Source organism: Streptomyces sp. NPDC107581, assembly GCF_055657175.1.
Genome location: NZ_JBVKBH010000001.1, coordinates 379,279 through 393,843, shown reverse-complemented (window position 1 = coordinate 393,843; position 14,565 = coordinate 379,279). Strand labels below are relative to the sequence as shown.

The 14,565-nt window shown below is 74.5% G+C and carries 11 protein-coding genes and 1 pseudogene; 5 read left to right on the top strand and 7 right to left on the bottom strand.

The window, feature by feature from the left end; genetic code table 11:
* Positions 1-101 precede the first annotated feature (101 nt).
* Positions 102-1,055, top strand: coding sequence for an MIP/aquaporin family protein (locus tag ACZ7P3_RS01805; RefSeq protein ID WP_472078381.1), 954 nt, complete (start codon positions 102-104; stop codon positions 1,053-1,055).
* A 71-nt stretch (positions 1,056-1,126) separates the two neighbouring features.
* Here ACZ7P3_RS01805 and ACZ7P3_RS01800 read toward each other — a convergent pair whose 3' ends face one another.
* The gene (locus ACZ7P3_RS01800) at positions 1,127-2,512 is read right to left on the bottom strand and encodes a hypothetical protein (RefSeq protein ID WP_472078803.1); all 1,386 of its coding nucleotides are present in this window, start codon (positions 2,510-2,512) and stop codon (positions 1,127-1,129) included.
* A gap of 116 nt (positions 2,513-2,628) precedes the next feature.
* On the opposite strand from ACZ7P3_RS01800, the gene ACZ7P3_RS01795 reads away from it, so the two are divergent.
* On the top strand, positions 2,629-3,864 hold the full coding sequence (locus ACZ7P3_RS01795) for a molybdopterin-dependent oxidoreductase (protein ID WP_472078380.1): 1,236 nt from the start codon (positions 2,629-2,631) through the stop codon (positions 3,862-3,864).
* On the top strand, positions 3,864-4,322 hold the full coding sequence (locus ACZ7P3_RS01790) for a hypothetical protein (protein ID WP_472078379.1): 459 nt from the start codon (positions 3,864-3,866) through the stop codon (positions 4,320-4,322). The genes ACZ7P3_RS01795 and ACZ7P3_RS01790 overlap by 1 nt, the downstream gene beginning before the upstream one ends.
* On the opposite strand, the gene ACZ7P3_RS01785 is transcribed toward ACZ7P3_RS01790, so the two are convergent.
* The 3 genes from ACZ7P3_RS01785 to ACZ7P3_RS01775 form a co-directional block, all read right to left on the bottom strand.
* Complete coding sequence (locus ACZ7P3_RS01785; protein WP_472078378.1) at positions 4,211-4,966, bottom strand: class I SAM-dependent methyltransferase; 756 nt, start codon at positions 4,964-4,966, stop codon at positions 4,211-4,213. The two genes, ACZ7P3_RS01790 and ACZ7P3_RS01785, sit on opposite strands and share 112 nt — an antisense overlap.
* 68 nt (positions 4,967-5,034) lie before the next feature.
* Complete coding sequence (locus ACZ7P3_RS01780; RefSeq protein ID WP_472078377.1) at positions 5,035-5,658, bottom strand: TIGR04282 family arsenosugar biosynthesis glycosyltransferase; 624 nt, start codon at positions 5,656-5,658, stop codon at positions 5,035-5,037.
* 108 nt (positions 5,659-5,766) lie between these two features.
* Positions 5,767-6,477, bottom strand: coding sequence for a glycosyltransferase family 2 protein (locus tag ACZ7P3_RS01775; protein WP_472078376.1), 711 nt, complete (start codon positions 6,475-6,477; stop codon positions 5,767-5,769).
* A 104-nt stretch (positions 6,478-6,581) separates the two neighbouring features.
* Here ACZ7P3_RS01775 and ACZ7P3_RS01770 point away from each other — a divergent pair.
* Together ACZ7P3_RS01770 and ACZ7P3_RS01765 are read left to right on the top strand one after the other, a co-directional pair.
* A pseudogene (locus ACZ7P3_RS01770) lies at positions 6,582-7,325 on the top strand (response regulator transcription factor); the annotation flags it as partial.
* Between the two features lie 304 nt (positions 7,326-7,629).
* Positions 7,630-8,742: a sensor histidine kinase gene (locus ACZ7P3_RS01765; RefSeq protein ID WP_472078375.1), complete on the top strand. Its 1,113-nt coding sequence runs from the start codon at positions 7,630-7,632 to the stop codon at positions 8,740-8,742.
* 123 nt (positions 8,743-8,865) lie between these two features.
* Here the strand turns inward: ACZ7P3_RS01765 and ACZ7P3_RS01760 are convergent, their stop codons facing one another.
* The 3 genes from ACZ7P3_RS01760 to ACZ7P3_RS01750 all read right to left on the bottom strand — a co-directional run bounded on the left by ACZ7P3_RS01760 (position 8,866) and on the right by ACZ7P3_RS01750 (position 14,559).
* The gene (locus tag ACZ7P3_RS01760) at positions 8,866-9,174 is read right to left on the bottom strand and encodes a hypothetical protein (protein ID WP_472078374.1); all 309 of its coding nucleotides are present in this window, start codon (positions 9,172-9,174) and stop codon (positions 8,866-8,868) included.
* Between the two features lie 379 nt (positions 9,175-9,553).
* Entirely contained in the window at positions 9,554-9,688 is a 135-nt protein-coding gene (locus ACZ7P3_RS01755; protein WP_472078373.1) for a hypothetical protein, read from the bottom strand.
* Complete coding sequence (locus ACZ7P3_RS01750; protein ID WP_472078372.1) at positions 9,688-14,559, bottom strand: DNA repair ATPase; 4,872 nt, start codon at positions 14,557-14,559, stop codon at positions 9,688-9,690. The genes ACZ7P3_RS01755 and ACZ7P3_RS01750 overlap by 1 nt, the downstream gene beginning before the upstream one ends.
* Positions 14,560-14,565: the final 6 nt, after the last annotated feature.

Here is a 14,565-nt window from a genome sequence, read left to right as displayed (position 1 = left end):
CGGCCGGCCGGGCGGCTTGGAGATCGCGTCGCCCTGCGTGAAGAGGATTTGTGGGCCAATATGGGGATGTTGGCCGCATTGCTCTCTTCAAGGGGGCCTCCATGGCTGTCGAGATACCTTCGCTCATCAAGCCCTCCCGGCTCAGGAGCCGGGGCGGCCTGCTGGGCGAATGCCTGGCGGAGTTCCTCGGGACCTTCGTGCTCATCTCCTTCGGCGCCGGCGTGGTCGCGATGGCGGTCGCGGCGCTGCCCGGCTCGGGCCGTGCCGCCACCCCCACGACGATCTTCCTGGCGGCCGGTGACTGGCTGCTGATCACATGGGGCTGGGGTCTCGCCGTCGTCTTCGGTATCTACGTGGCCGGCGGCGTCAGCGGCGCCCACCTGAATCCGGCGGTGACACTGGCGATGGCCGTGCGCCGCGGGTTCGCCTGGGCGAAGGTGCTGCCGTATGTGTTCTCCCAGGTGGCCGGCGCGTTCGCGGGAGCGGCGCTGGTCTACCTCGTCTACCACGACGCCATCCACGCCTACGACCTGGCGGCGCCGGGACCGAAGGTGAACGGGCACACCAACGCCACGTTCTCGATCTTCGCCACGTTCCCGGCCGCGTACTTCCACGGCGGCATCTGGGGCCCGCTGATCGACCAGATCGTCGGCACCGCCTTCCTGGTCATGTTCGTCGTCGCCATCGTCGACCTGCGCAACCAGGCCGTGAAGGCCAACCTCGGCCCCCTGATGGTCGGATTCGCGGTCGCCGCCATCGGCATGTCCTACGGCGCCAACGCGGGGTACGCCATCAACCCGGCCCGTGACTTCGGACCGCGGCTGTTCACCTGGGTGGCGGGATGGAAGAGCCTGGCCCTCCCGGGCAGCGTGTCCGGCGTGTACAGCGGCTATTGGTGGATCCCGATCGTCGGGCCGCTGGTCGGCGGTGTGATCGGGGTCCTGGTGTACGACCTGTTCATCGGTGACGTCCTGGTCGTGCGCGCGGAGATGGCCGAGCTGCCCGAGCCCGGCCGTACGCGGCCCGTGGAGACGGTCGACCCGGACGAGCAGTAGCGCGGAGCCGCGAGCCGGTAGTCAGGAGCCGGAGCGGCAAGGAGCCGGCGCAGTGCACGTGCTTCCAGGTGTCACCAGCCGGTCAGCAGCAGGTGGTTGAGGAGCAGGGCGAGCACCGCCTGGGCGGCGAGCCAGGCCCGCGGACGGGGGAGGAGCGCGCACGCCGGGAGCAGCCACATCGCGAACGGCAGCCAGATGCGCTCCGTCTCGGCCTTGCTCATCCCGGACAGGTCGGCGATCAGCAGGGCCAGCAGGGCGGTGCCGACGAGCAGGGCCAGACGGGTGCGGGCGGGGTCGGTGCGACGGGTCAGGGCGGTGGTGGTCCGGTGCAGGCCGGCCGCCGTCGCCAGGCCCGTGATCAGCGCCGTGCAGGCCAGGTTGGCCCACACCCAGTAGCCGTAGGGGCGGGTGCCGCCGATGCCCTGGTAGTAGCGGGTCACCAGCAGGTGGTACGCCGTCCACCAGTTGAATCCGGCGAGCGTGAACACCAGCGGTACGACGGCGAGTCCGGCGAGGAAGGGAAGCAGGAGCGCCGGGCGCGCGCGCAGATGGGCCCGGCCCAGGAACAGCACCGCCGCGCCGATCAGCGCGATGAGCGTGAGGCCGTACGACAGATAGCAGGTCAGGCCGAAGAACAGACCGGAGCCGGCCGCCCAGGTGAGGGAGCGGCGCGTGACCGCGAGGGCGAGCAGGGCCACGGACCAGGCGGCGACCGCCGCGAAGTACGCGTCGGCCGACGTGCCCATCCAGACCGCCGCCGGGGCCAGGACCAGGAAGGGGGCCGCGCGGCGCGCGAGCGCCTCGTCCGCCAGGGCCCGTACGGCGACCAGCACCGCCGCACAGGCCGTCGCGCCGGTGACGACGCACCACATCCCGGCCCAGCCGCCGCCGTGCAGCCCGATCCGGTCGAGGAGGACGAAGGTGAGCGTGGACGCCGGGGGGTGGCCGGCGACATGGGCCGGCCAGGGGCTGGGCGTGCCCGTGACGATGTGGTGGGTGAAGTCGCGCAGGGTGGCCGGGATGTCGTGGAAGCGGCCGATGACCTGCAGATACTCCTCGCGCCTGGTGAGGCGGGTCGCGATGCCCCGGTGCCAGCCGTCGACGAGGGCGAGGGAGAGGATCCAGGCCGTCGACGCCGCCCAGGACACGGGGAGCAGGACGCGCCAGGGCAGCCGGGCGGCGAGCCGCGGCCCGTACGCGACGGTGCCCGCCGCGAGGAGGACGGCGGTGGGGGTGCCGGGACCCACGTGCGGATGCCAGTCGGCGAACACCGGCGGCCAGTTCACGAACAGGGTGTGGCGGGTGAACTGGATGTGGCGGCCGACCAGGACGGCCGCCGTCACGAGCAGGGCAGCGGCCGCGGCGGCGTACAGATCGCCGCGCAGCGCGCGGCGTGCGTCGGGGCGGGAGGGGGGCGCGGTGGACGGGGCGCCCGGTGCGTCGGGGCGGGAGCGGATCACACCGGCACGCTAGGCCGCACGGACGTGTGAGGGCCGCCGTACGGGCCGGATGTCAGCGTTTCGTCATGGGTTGCGCACCCTTTCCCAGGCATTTCGCGGCTTACGGTCGGGGCATGCGCGACCTTCCCCGGCTTCCCACCTCCCCCGGTTTCTGGCGCAGCCCCCTGCGCGGCACCTGGTTCACCTCGGTGCTCGGCCTCGTGCTGCTGGCCGGCATCACCGTGCTGTTCGTGACCGGCCTGGTGTCGTACGCGGCCTACAACCCGAACCTGTCCCGGGTGAACGACACGACCCCGGACAAGGGGATCCTCGGCTTCTACCTCTTCGCGTGGCCGGCCGGCCCCTCATGGCTGTACCGGCTCACCCAGGGCGTCCACGTCACCCTCGGCATCACCCTGATCCCGGTGCTGCTGGCCAAGCTGTGGTCCGTGGTGCCCAAGCTGTTCACGCTGCCGCCGGCCCGCTCCCTCGCGCACGCGCTGGAGCGGATCTCGCTGCTGCTGCTGGTCGGGGGCGGGCTGTTCGAGTTCACCACCGGCGTGCTCAACGTCCAGCTGGACTACGTCTTCCCGGGCTCCTTCTATCCGCTGCACTTCTACGGCGCCTGGGTGTTCTTCTCCGCGTTCGTGGCCCACGCCGTGCTGAAGACACCGGCCGCGCTGCGGGCCGTACGGCACCGGCTGCGCGAGGGGGAGGACGACCTCGTCTCCCCCGACCCCACCCCTGCCACGGTCTCCCGGCGCGGGGCGCTGTGGCTGGTCGGCGGCGGCTCGCTGCTGCTGTTCCTGACCACGGTGGGGCAGAGCCTGGGCGGCCCCTTCCGGCGCACGGCCCTGCTCGCACCGCACGGCGGGGCCGATCCCGGCGGCGGCCCGAACGGCTTCCAGATCAACAAGACGGCCGCGTACGCCGGGATCGACGCGGCGGAGACCGGCGCGGAGGCGTGGCGGCTCGTCGTCACCGGGCGCACCGGAACCGTCCGCCTCAGCCGCGCCCAGCTGCTCCGGATGCCCCTGCACAGCTCGTCGTTGCCGATCGCCTGTGTGGAGGGCTGGTCCACCGCCGACCAGTGGTGGCGCGGGGTCAGACTGCGCGACCTCGCGGCGCTCGTCGGATACGACGGCGATCCGCCGGACGTGTTCGTGGAGTCCATCCAGCGGCACGGTGCCTTCCGCCGCGCGGCCCTGCGCTCCAACCAGGTGTCCGACCCGCGTTCCCTGCTCGCCCTCACCGTCAACGGCGAGGACCTGTCCCCCGACCACGGCTACCCGGCGCGGATCATCGTGCCCGCCGCGCCCGGTGTGCTCAACACCAAGTGGGTGGCCCGGCTGACCTTCGGAGATCTGTGATGCTGCGCCGTCTTCCGGTCGGCAGTCCGTTCCAACTGCTGCTGCTCGCCTGTTCGTTCGCGCTCGCCGGATACGCCGGGGTCAGGCTGCTCGCCGGTGACTGGTTCGGGGTGGCGCTGTGGATCGTGGGAGCCGCCCTGCTGCACGACCTCGTCCTGGTGCCGCTGTACGCGGTGGCGGACCGGGTCCTCGTCCATGGGCTCGACACCGCCGGGCGGCGCTCGTGGCTGCCGTACGTGCGGGTGCCGGCCATGCTCTCGGGGCTGCTGCTGCTCGTGTGGTTCCCGCTGGTCCTCGACCTGGTGGGCCCGCGCTACCGGATGGCCACCGGTCAGTCCGCGGACGTCTACCTCGGCCGCTGGCTGCTGATCACCGCCGTGCTCTTCGGCGGCTCGGCGCTGCTGCTGGCGGTGCGGGTGCGCAGGGCGACGAAACGGCGCTCGCCGGCCGTCCACTGAGCGGCCGTGCGCCATCCGGCCCGGTCCGCGAGCCGGAGCAGGGCGGGGGTGCCGATCCGTGCCCACGGGAACGGATCGCCCATCCTCGCCCGTCCGTGGGCGACGTCGACGACCTGGACCTCGGCGCGCTCGTCGAGGTCCTGCGGCGCGGTCTCGATGATCAACAGGCCTCCTGCGCGCAGGAGTTGACCCATCCGGTGCAGGAGGGTGAGCGGGTCGCCGCCGATGCCGACATTGCCGTCCATGAGCAGCACCGTGCCCCAGCGGCCCTCGCCGGGCAGCGGGTCGAAGACCGAGCGGCGCAGTGCCTGGCCGCCGACGGTGAGGGTGCGGGTGACGGCGGCCTCGCTGACGTCGACACCGAGGGCCGTGCGGCCCCGGGCGGCGAGTTCGGCCACCAGCCGGCCCGGTCCGCAGCCGACGTCCAGGACCGCGCCCTCGCAGCGGTCCAGCACCGCCCGGTCCACGTCGTCCGCGCCGGCGCACCAGCGCTCCACCTCCAGCGGCAGCAGCCAGCCGTCGGTGCGGCGCAGGAACAGCGGGCCGCGGCCGGTGCGCATCGCAACGGCGTAGGGATCGGAGACGGCCCAGTCGCGCGGGGCGGACGGGACCGTGGTGGCGGTCGTGACGGTCGTTGCGCTCATCGACGGACTCGTCGGCGTGTTCACTGGCGTGGTCATCGGCGTGCTCATCGGCTCGCTCATCAGGTGGCTCATCGGGCGGCTCGCAGGGCGGCCGTGCAGTCGGCGAGCCGTGCGGCGAAGCCGCTCCGCGGGGCGAGGGCGGCCACGGCGCGGGCGTCGGCGGCGGTGTCCACGTCCCGCAGCCGGGGCAGGTCCCGCACCCGCAGCCCGGCGGCGACCAGCCGCTCCCGCTGCACGGCCCCGGTCACCGGTGTGGACATCGGCACGCCCCGCAGCAGCGCCGGTTCGGGGCGGGCCAGGCCCAGCGCCCAGAAGCCGCCGTCCTCGGCCGGCCCGAAGTAGGCGTCGCAGTCCGCGAAGTCCACGGTGAGCAGCTCCGGGGTGACCTGCGGAGTGTCCATGCCGATCAGCAGGGCCGGACCGCGGCAGCGGCCGAAGGCGTCGGCGAGCCGGGCGTCGAGGCCGCCCGCGCACTGCGGCACGACGTCGAAGCCGGGCGGCAGCCAGGGACCCGCCCGGCCGTCGAGCACGAGCACCCGGCGCGTCGCCGGGGCCCCGGCCACCGCCCGCAGGGTGTCGGCGAGCGAGGCCTCGGCGAGCGAGGCGGCCTGCTCGGGCGTGAAGGGCGGGGTGAGCCGCGTCTTGACCCGCCCGGGCCGGGGTTCTTTGGCGATGACGAGGAGGGTGGTCATGTGGGCCTTCCTTGACTGGTGACCTCGCGGCTGTCCGCGGCTGGGCGGCCGCGGCGCCTGCGCGGCCGACGGGGCTGCAACTCCCTGGGGGCGCGGGGAACCGCGCGGTCAGCCCCCGCCGGCCCGCACTTGTGTGGGCTCGTTCAGGACGCGGCTCATGTCCCGTACCGCCTGCCAGGTGCCGCGCCAGGTGCCGGTGACCTTCGAGGCGCCGGTGCGGGGCAGGTACGGCACGTCGTGCTCGGTGATGCGCCAGCCCGCGTCGGCGGCCCGCACCACCATCTGCAGGGGGTAGCCGCTGCGGCGGTCCGTGAGGTCGAGGGAGAGCAGCGCGGTGCGGCGGGCGGCGCGCAGGGGGCCGAGGTCGTGCAGGCGCAGCCCGGTGCGCCGGCGCAGCAGGCGGGCGAGCGCGAGGTTGCCGGCGCGGGCGTGCGCCGGCCAGGCCCCCCGGGCCTGCGGGCGGCGCCGGCCCAGCACCAGGTCGGCCTCGCCGGCCCGGATCTCCTGGACGAACGGGACCAGCCGTCCGGGGTCGAGGGAGGCGTCGCAGTCGCAGAAGCACACCATGTCGGCGGTGGCCGCCAGCAGACCGGCGTGGCAGGCGGCGCCGAAGCCCCGCCGCTCCTCGCGCACGACCGTCGCGCCGAGGGAGCGGGCCAGCTCGGCGGAGCCGTCGGTGGAACCGTTGTCGACGACGAGGGCGCGCCAGCCGGCCGGGATGCGGGCGAGGACCCAGGGCAGGGCCTCGGCCTCGTTCAGGCAGGGCAGTACGACATCCACGTCGGAGGGGAGCGGGGAGGTGGTCGTCACGGCGTTCACCCTACGAAGCTGAATCGGGTCAAAGCGGGCATCGGCTCCTTACGAAACGCGGACGTCGGGGGCGCGGCCGAGCCCCGGCGGCGGCGTGGTGACAGGGTGGGGACATGCAGCAGCCGTACCCATCCCCGCACGCCGGACCGGACACCGGGCAGCCCCCGGGCGCCCGGGGCCGGATCCTCGTCGTCGACGACGACCCGACGGTCGCCGAGGTCGTCGCGGGATATCTGGACCGTGCCGGATACGCCGTGGACCGGGCGGCCGACGGCCCGTCCGCCCTCGTACGGGCCGCCGCACACCGGCCCGACCTGGTGGTACTGGACCTGATGCTGCCCGGCATGGACGGCCTCGAGGTGTGCCGGCGGCTGCGCGAGAGCGGCCCGGTGCCGGTGGTCATGCTCACCGCCCGCGGCGACGAGGACGACCGCATCCTCGGCCTGGAGGTGGGCGCCGACGACTACGTCACCAAGCCGTTCAGCCCGCGCGAGCTGGTCCTGCGGGTGGAGTCGGTGCTGCGCCGCGCCCGTCCCGCCGTCCCGCGCGGCCCGCTCGGCGCGGCCGGTCTGACGGTCGATCCGGCCGCCCGCCGGGCCGCCAAGAACGGCATCGACCTCGCCCTCACCCTCCGCGAGTTCGATCTGCTCGCCTTCTTCCTGCGCCACCCGGGCCGGGCGTTCGCCCGGGAGGAGCTGATGCGGGAGGTGTGGGGCTGGGACTTCGGCGACCTGTCGACCGTCACCGTCCACGTCCGCCGCCTGCGCGGCAAGGTCGAGGACGACCCCGGCCGCCCCCGGCTCATCCAGACGGTGTGGGGCGTCGGCTACCGCTTCGAACCGGCCACGGAGGACGCGAAGTCCGGAGGGCACGCACAGCCCGGAGAGAACGGGACGGCCGGAGAAGGCGGACGGGCCGGAGAGCGCGGAAGCGCCGGAGAGAGCGGAAACGTCCGAGAGAGCGGAAGCGCCGGAGAGAGCGGGACGGCCGTCGAGAACAGGTTGGCTGTCGGGAACGGGAAGCCCGGAGGGGGCGGGACGGCCGTCGGGAACGGGAAGCCCGGAGGGGGCGGGACTGCTGTCGGGAACGGGAAGCCCGGAGAGGGCGGGACGGCCGTCGGGAACGGGAAAGCCGCCGGGAACCGGAAGGAGAGCGACTGACATGCGCGACACCCTCCTCATCGCCCTGTACGCCTTCCTCGGCGCCGCCGCCACCGGCCTCGCCGGAGCCGCCGTACTGCGCCTGATCCGCCGGCGCTCGCTCATCATGTCCATCGCCGTGGTGGCCGGTGTCGGCGTCGTCGCGATGCTCGCCGGGACCCTGGCCGTGGCCGAGGCGATGCTGCTGTCCTCGCACGACCTCAGGGTCGTCACGACCGTCGTCGCCATGGCCGCCGTCGTCTCCCTGGCCACCGCGCTGCTGCTCGGTCGCTGGGTGGTCGCCCGCAGTCGTGAACTCGCCGACGCGGCACGGCACTTCGGTGACGGCGGCGCCTTCGCCGCGCCCGTCGTCCCCGCCACCGCCGAACTGGAGGGGCTCAGCCGCGAGCTGGCGGCCACCAGCGCCAAACTCGCCGCCTCGCGCGAGCGGGAGCGCGCCCTGGAGACCTCCCGGCGTGAACTCGTCGCCTGGATCTCGCACGATCTGCGCACTCCGCTCGCGGGGCTGCGCGCGATGTCGGAGGCGCTGGAGGACGGAGTCGCCGCCGACCCCGACCGCTACCTCAAGCAGATCCGCACCGAGGTGGAACGCCTCAACGAGATGGTCGGCGACCTCTTCGAACTCTCCCGCATCCACGCCGGAACGCTCCCGCTCAGCCCGGCCCGCATCTCCCTCTACGACCTGGTCGGCGACGCCCTCGACGGCGTCGGCCCGCTCGCCCGCGAGCAGGGCGTGCGGCTGGTCGGGGACGGGGTGGAGCCGCTGCCGGTGGAGGTCGACGGCAAGGAGATGAGCCGGGTGCTGGCCAACCTGCTGGTCAACGCCATCCGCCGGACCCCCGCCGACGGCACGGTCGCCGTGGCCGCCGAGCGGGCTCCCGAGGGCGTGGTGCTGTCGGTGACCGACGGCTGCGGCGGCATCCCCGAGGAGGACCTGTCCCGCGTCTTCGACACCGGCTGGCGCGGCACGGACGCACGCACACCGCCGGCGGGTGCGGGACTCGGCCTGGCGATCGTCCGGGGCATCGTCGAGGCCCACCAGGGCCGGGCGACCGTACGCAACATCCCGGGCGGCTGCCGTTTCGAGGTGACCCTGCCGACAGCGCGGGCGTGAGCGGCCGTTCCCTGCGTACGGGCGACCGTCACGTGTCCTCCGGGCGTGCGGGCGCCGCCACTTGTCCTCTCGGCGGGAGGGCGGCCACGGCCGTCACTTGTCCTTTCGGCGGGAGGGCGGCCGTTACTTGTCCTCCGCGCGGCAGACGACGGCGGTCGGGGACTTGTCCTCGCAGGTGATCGGGAACCCGGGGTCGACGAAACGTGACAGGAACGGTGCGATGTCCCTCTCGCAGGACAGCCCCGGACCGCCCTCGGCGTCGGTGTCGGCGTTCACGTTCTGGCAGATCCTGCCGAGGACGGTGGTGTCGGCCTTCTGACCGGGCGGTGTGTCCGCGAAGGCCGGCGGGGCGAGGAGGCCCACACCGAGTACCGGTGCGGTGAGCAGCGCCGCGATCAGGGCGCGGGCGGGCTTGGGGGTCCGTCGTGACATGGCGGTCCTTTCGACTGGTTCGTCCGGAAGGATGCCAAGATCGACGACGTCGTACGGACGCGGACACGCGCGGTTGCTCCGCACGGATTCCGCTTCGGCGGGGCGACCGGAGCAACGGCCGGAACTCCTGCCGCCACGCGGCGACTGCCCGCTGCCGGACGGCGGCGCGGGCACCGTGCGCGGCAGATCGTGCACGGCAGATCGTGCACGGCGGCGCGGGCACCGTGCGCGGCAGATCGTGCACGGCAGATCGTGCACGGCGGCGCGGGCGCCGTGTGCGGCAGGACGGGAGCGTTCGCCCTCCCCGCACCGGGACGAGCACCGTACCGCCCTGCGGGACACCCTCGGCCGCGGACGGGCGGCACCTGCGGAGCGGCACCTACAGACGGGGATCGGCGCCGCATGCGCGGGAGTTCGGCCTCCCGTAGCGCCGCCGGTCCCGGCGGATCAGGGCGTACGTGGTCAGGGCCACCAGGGCGAGGGCGGCCGACAGGGGGGTGAGGAAGTACAGCATCAGCCCTCCGGCCGTTCCGGGCCGGACAGGACGGAACGGGAACCGGTCGCCCGGGTGATGGCGGCCTCCACCGCCGCCACCCGGTCGGCGAGCAGGCCGAGGGCGGCCACCGCCCGGGTCAGCGGATCGTCCTCGGGGCCGCCGAGGGTGCGGGAGCGGACATGGGCCGTCTTCACCTCGGCCCAGCGGGTGCACTGATCGGCGGTGAGGGTGCCGCGCAGCTCGGCCAGCTTCAGCATGTTCGCCTCGGCGCCGGTGGTGAGGGTCTGCGCCTCGGCCGTGTAGTGGTCGGTGACGACGGCCTCGCGTTCGGTGTCGTTCATGACCGGACGCAGGCGCTGGGCCATGCGGTTCATGTCCCGGTAGGAGCCCTGGAGGCGGAACGGCGGCTCGGTGCGGGCGGCCTCCGACTGGGCGGCGGAGGCGATGTAGGCCGCGTTGACCGCGAGGATCGTCCGGCGCACGGCGAGCAGATGGCGCAGGACCGCGAGGACGGCGTCCAGTTCGGCGGGCGGGACGGGGCGGATGAGGCGGTCGGCACGGGCCGTGGGGTCCGCGGCGGCCAGCCTGACCAGCAGGTCCAGGTCCGCGTGGTCGCCGGCGGCGAGCGGGGCGAGGACCGGGTTGGCGGTGAGCGCGTTCTCGATGAAGCTGACCGCGAAGGCGTCCTCCTTGCCGGTGAGGACATCGCCGAGGTTCCACACGTCCGCCCGGTTGGCGAGCATGTCGGGGACCCGGAAGCGGTCGCCGGACTCGGTGTAGGGGTTGCCGGTCATGCAGACCGCGAACCGCTTCCCGCGCAGGTCGAAGCTGCGCGGCTGGCCCTCCCACACGCCGTCGACCCGGCGGGTGGCGTCGCACAGCGGGATGAACTTCTGCAGCAGCTCCGGTGAGGTGTGCTGGATGTCGTCCAGGTGGAGCAGGGTGTTGTTGCCGGCCGCCAGCGCGAAGTTGATCTTCTCGATCTCGCGGCGGGCCGTGGCGTCCGGGGCGTCGGCCGGGTCCAGCGAGGTGACGGTGTGGCCGAGCGCCGGGCCGCTGACCTTGACCAGCATCAGGCCGAGGCGGTCGGCGACGTACTCCATGAGCGTCGTCTTGCCGTAGCCCGGCGGGGAGACCAGCAGGAGCAGCCCGCCGGTGTCGGTGCGCTTGGCCGCGCCGGTGGTGCCGAGCTGCCGGGCCAGGCTGTCGCCGATCAGCGGCAGGTACACCTCGTCGACGAGCCGGTTGCGGACGAAGGCGGACATGACCCGGGGACGGTGGTCGTCCAGCCGGAGCCGGTCGCGTTCGGCCGCCACCAGGGCCGTACGGCGGCGCTGGTAGGCGCGGAAGGCGGGGACCTCCCGCTCCGCGAACCGCGCGGTCCTGGCCAGGAACTCGTCCAGGCGCAGCGGCAACCGGCCGCCCACCACGCGCGGATGGGTGCCCAGCAGCCCCTCGGCGGTCGCGGTCAGCGGGGCGTCGCCGTCGTAGCGGGGCAGGGCGGGGCAGAGTTCGGCGGCGACCGCCTCGGCCAGCTCGCCGGGTGCGGCCCCGGCGCCGGAGGCGGCGGCGTACGACGTGAGCCACGCCTGCGCCAGCTGCCGGCGCTCGGCCAGGCCGGGCAGCGCCTCCAGGTCCGCTGCGTACTCCGTGCCCCCCACCGTGTGCCGGAACTTCTCCAGCAGCGTGCGCGCGGCCGCGCCCAGGACGAAGGCCCCGCCGGCGGTCAGCTCGTCGAAGAGGTACGCGGCGGCTCCCCGGGCCCCGGCCTCCGGGTCCCAGGTCCCGATCGCCCCGGCCAGCTCCGTCACCAGAGCGGCGATCCCCGCGACGGGTCCGAAGGCCTCCCGGGCACGGGCCAGGGACACCGCACGCCGCGTCCAGACCTCCCGTGCCTCCACCGTGGTGCCGTGCGCCCAGAAGAGCTGGGCGGCGGCGCGCACGGCGGGCTCGTGGCGCAGTGTGCCGGCGCCGTCGTACAGCGGGAGCAGGGCGGTGAGGATCACGGTGGCGTCGTGGTCGTGCACACCGCGCTCGTAGCCTTCGTCGTACGACGCCTGCGCCGCCTCCCGGACCAGGGCGGGCAGGTCGGCCGCCGCGAGGGCGGCGGGCCCGTGCTCGGCCAGCAGACGGGCGGCGAGGTGTTCGGCGCGGTAGACCCCGGCCGCCTCGGAGGGCAGGTGCCGGTCCCACAGCGGGCGGGTCTCGGCGAAGCCGGGATCCGTCACCGGGCGGCGGTAGTCGGTGCCGGTGACCGCGAAGGCGAGGCCCTCGCCGTGCGGGACCAGGGTGAGGTCGAGCGGCTGGGTGTTGACGGCGAAGCGGTGGCCGCCGAGCAGCAGGGTGCGGCCCTCGTCGGCGTACAGGTCGCCGCGGTCGCGCAGGGCGCGGGCGGCCTCCTGGCGGGCGGCCTTGAGCCGGCCGTCGAGTTCCTCGGCGCGCACGCTGTCGCCGAGGGCGCGTAGCTCGCCGGCGGTGCGGCGGACCTTGGCGACCATCGGGTCGGAGGCGAAGTAGGTGGTGACCGCGTCGGTGTCGGCCAGCGTGGCCGCGCGGCGGGCGACCGTCTCCAGCACCCGGGCGGCGGAGGCGGCGAGCTGCTCGGCGCGGCGGGCGCGGGCGTCGGCGAGGGACTGCTTGCGGGCGGCGAAGGCCTCGTAGATCTCGCCACGGCGCTCGGCGAGTTCGCCGAGGAAGTCGTCGAACTCGGCGAACCGGGCGTCCAGGTCCTCCACCCGGGCGAGCACCGCGGCCAGTTGGTCGTCGCAGGCCTCGGGGGTGCCGGACCGGGCGAGCGCGGCGGTGACCGCCTGGGCCAGCAGGGCGGTCTCGGCGGCGAACTCGGCCCGGCCCTCGCGGTCCAGGAGGCCGCGGCGGCGCGCGTCGAGGGTGGCGCGGGCCCGGTTGACGCCGCCGAGCACCTCGGCGATCCGTTCCAGGATGGCCGTACGGACGGTGGCGTCGGCGATCTCCAGGCCGGTGACGACCTCGGTGACCGTGTGCAGCCCGTCGGCGAGGTCGTCCAGCCGGGCGGCGACGGGCGCGGCCGCGGCGACGGTCTCGACCGACGCCGCCTGCCCCACCAGCTGTTCGACGTCCGCGTGGTGGGCCGCGAACGCGTCCTCGCGGGCCAGGAAGGACACCGCGCGCCGCCCGAAGGCCGCGAGATCGTCCTCCGCGCGGGCGGCCAGCTCGTCCAGCCGGGCGGTGTCCGCGTACCGCAGCTCCTTCAGGGTCAGCAGATGGCCGTGTGCGTGCCGGAGTTCGGTCAGGCCCCGCACCCAGGCGGCGGCGTCCCGCGGGGCCTCGCCGCGCAGCCGGCGGACCACGGCGGCGATCCGCTCCGCCGCCTCGTCCAGGGCCTCGGCGGCCTGCCGGGACAGCGCGCGCACGGTCTCGAACTCGGCCAGCACCTGCTCGGCGGTCTCCCGCACGTCGTCCAACGGCGTGCTCAGGGAGCCGAGTTCGGCATCGCGCAGCCAGTGGTGCGTGTCGGCGGCGCGTACGCAGGCGGCGGCCAGCGCGCGGTAGCCCTCGCCGGTCCCGATGCCCTCGGAGACGAGCCGGGCGACGGACAGGCAGTCGGCGAGCCCGCGCACGAGGTCCGCGTTGCCGACCCGGGCCAGGGCGCCGGTGCCGGTGCGCAGGGCCGCCGCATGCGTGTCGGAGACGTACGGCGAGGCCCACCACTGGAGCGGATGCGCATGCGCGGGCTCGTCGCCCTCGGCGCGCAGCACGGCCAGGCCGCCGTCCTCGAACAGGGCCCAGCCCCGGCAGGGCAGCGGGGTGGCGACCTCCTTGCGCAGGGTGTTGTACGACAGCAGCAGCGTGCGGCCCCCGGCGCGCGAGCGGAACGCGTAGAGCACGTCCTCCCCGTTGGGCGAGCGCACCTCCCGCTCGTACTCCAGGCCGTGGGTGTCGAGTTCGTACGTCTTGTGCGCACCCGAGGCCAGGCAGTACCCGCCCGGGAACACGATGCCCTGGTCGTCGGGCAGCCGGCGGCAGGCCTGCCCGATGCCGTCGAGCCGGACCACCGACCGGTTCAGCGTGTTGAACACCAGATACCGGTCGCCGTCCTCCTTGTACGGCCGCACCCGCAGCAGGACCAGCGCGCCCACGCGCGCGTGCGCGACGGCCGCGTCGGCGAGCGACTGCAGCGGCTCCTCGACCGGTTCGGCGTACAGCTCCTCGCCCTCGGGGCCGCGCACGGTGAGCCGCCCGCCGACGGTCGCCACGCCCGCCCCGCCCGGCACCGTCACATACGGGTCCCGGCCCAGGACGTGGTCCTCGCGGGTGGTGTCGGTCCAGGCGAAGTCGTACGCCGGCGGGAAGACGTCGTCGCGGTCGCCGCGCGCGTCCAGGAACCGGGTGCGGCCGTCCGCTGCGGGACCCCAGCGCAGGGCGCGGACGTCGTCGGCCTTCTCGCCGGTGCGGAACACCGCCAGCAGCCGGCCGTCGACGTGGCGCAGCCGCAGCAGCCGGGTCTGCCGGTAGTAGCGGTGCAGGGCCGTGAACTCCCGGACGAACGCCGGGTCGTCGAGCAGTGCGGGCACGGCGTCCTCGGGCAGCCGGTTCAGATCCCGGTCGTACAGCGCGAGGACGTCGGACACCGCCGCGCCGGTGCCGTCGTCCGTCCGTCCGCTGCCGCCGAACAGCAGCACGTCCCCGACGGCGACGACGTCGCAGGGCACGCACGCGTGAGCGGTGCGCAGTTGCGCGGTGGCCCGCAGGGCGAGCCCGGCGGAGCCGAACTCCTCGGCGCGGCGCGCGTTGAGCGCCTCGGCCCGCCGGGCCAGGTCGGCGGCCTGGGCGGCCAGCCGGTCGCGCAGCACCTCGTAGGTGCCGGCGTCGACGCTGTCGTACGAGCCCGTCTCCGGGGCGGTGGCCATGGAGAG

Bases quoted from the DNA above. Each gene is read 5' to 3' on its own strand.
- ACZ7P3_RS01805 (WP_472078381.1), top strand. From the start codon at position 102: ATGGCTGTCGAGATACCTTCGCTCATCAAGCCCTCCCGGCTCAGGAGC.
- ACZ7P3_RS01795 (WP_472078380.1), top strand. From the start codon at position 2,629: ATGCGCGACCTTCCCCGGCTTCCCACCTCCCCCGGTTTCTGGCGCAGC.
- ACZ7P3_RS01790 (WP_472078379.1), top strand. From the start codon at position 3,864: ATGCTGCGCCGTCTTCCGGTCGGCAGTCCGTTCCAACTGCTGCTGCTC.
- ACZ7P3_RS01785 (WP_472078378.1), bottom strand. From the start codon at position 4,966: ATGAGCGCAACGACCGTCACGACCGCCACCACGGTCCCGTCCGCCCCG.
- ACZ7P3_RS01780 (WP_472078377.1), bottom strand. From the start codon at position 5,658: ATGACCACCCTCCTCGTCATCGCCAAAGAACCCCGGCCCGGGCGGGTC.
- ACZ7P3_RS01765 (WP_472078375.1), top strand. From the start codon at position 7,630: ATGCGCGACACCCTCCTCATCGCCCTGTACGCCTTCCTCGGCGCCGCC.
- ACZ7P3_RS01760 (WP_472078374.1), bottom strand. From the start codon at position 9,174: ATGTCACGACGGACCCCCAAGCCCGCCCGCGCCCTGATCGCGGCGCTG.
- ACZ7P3_RS01755 (WP_472078373.1), bottom strand. From the start codon at position 9,688: ATGCTGTACTTCCTCACCCCCCTGTCGGCCGCCCTCGCCCTGGTGGCC.
- ACZ7P3_RS01750 (WP_472078372.1), bottom strand. From the start codon at position 14,559: ATGGCCACCGCCCCGGAGACGGGCTCGTACGACAGCGTCGACGCCGGC.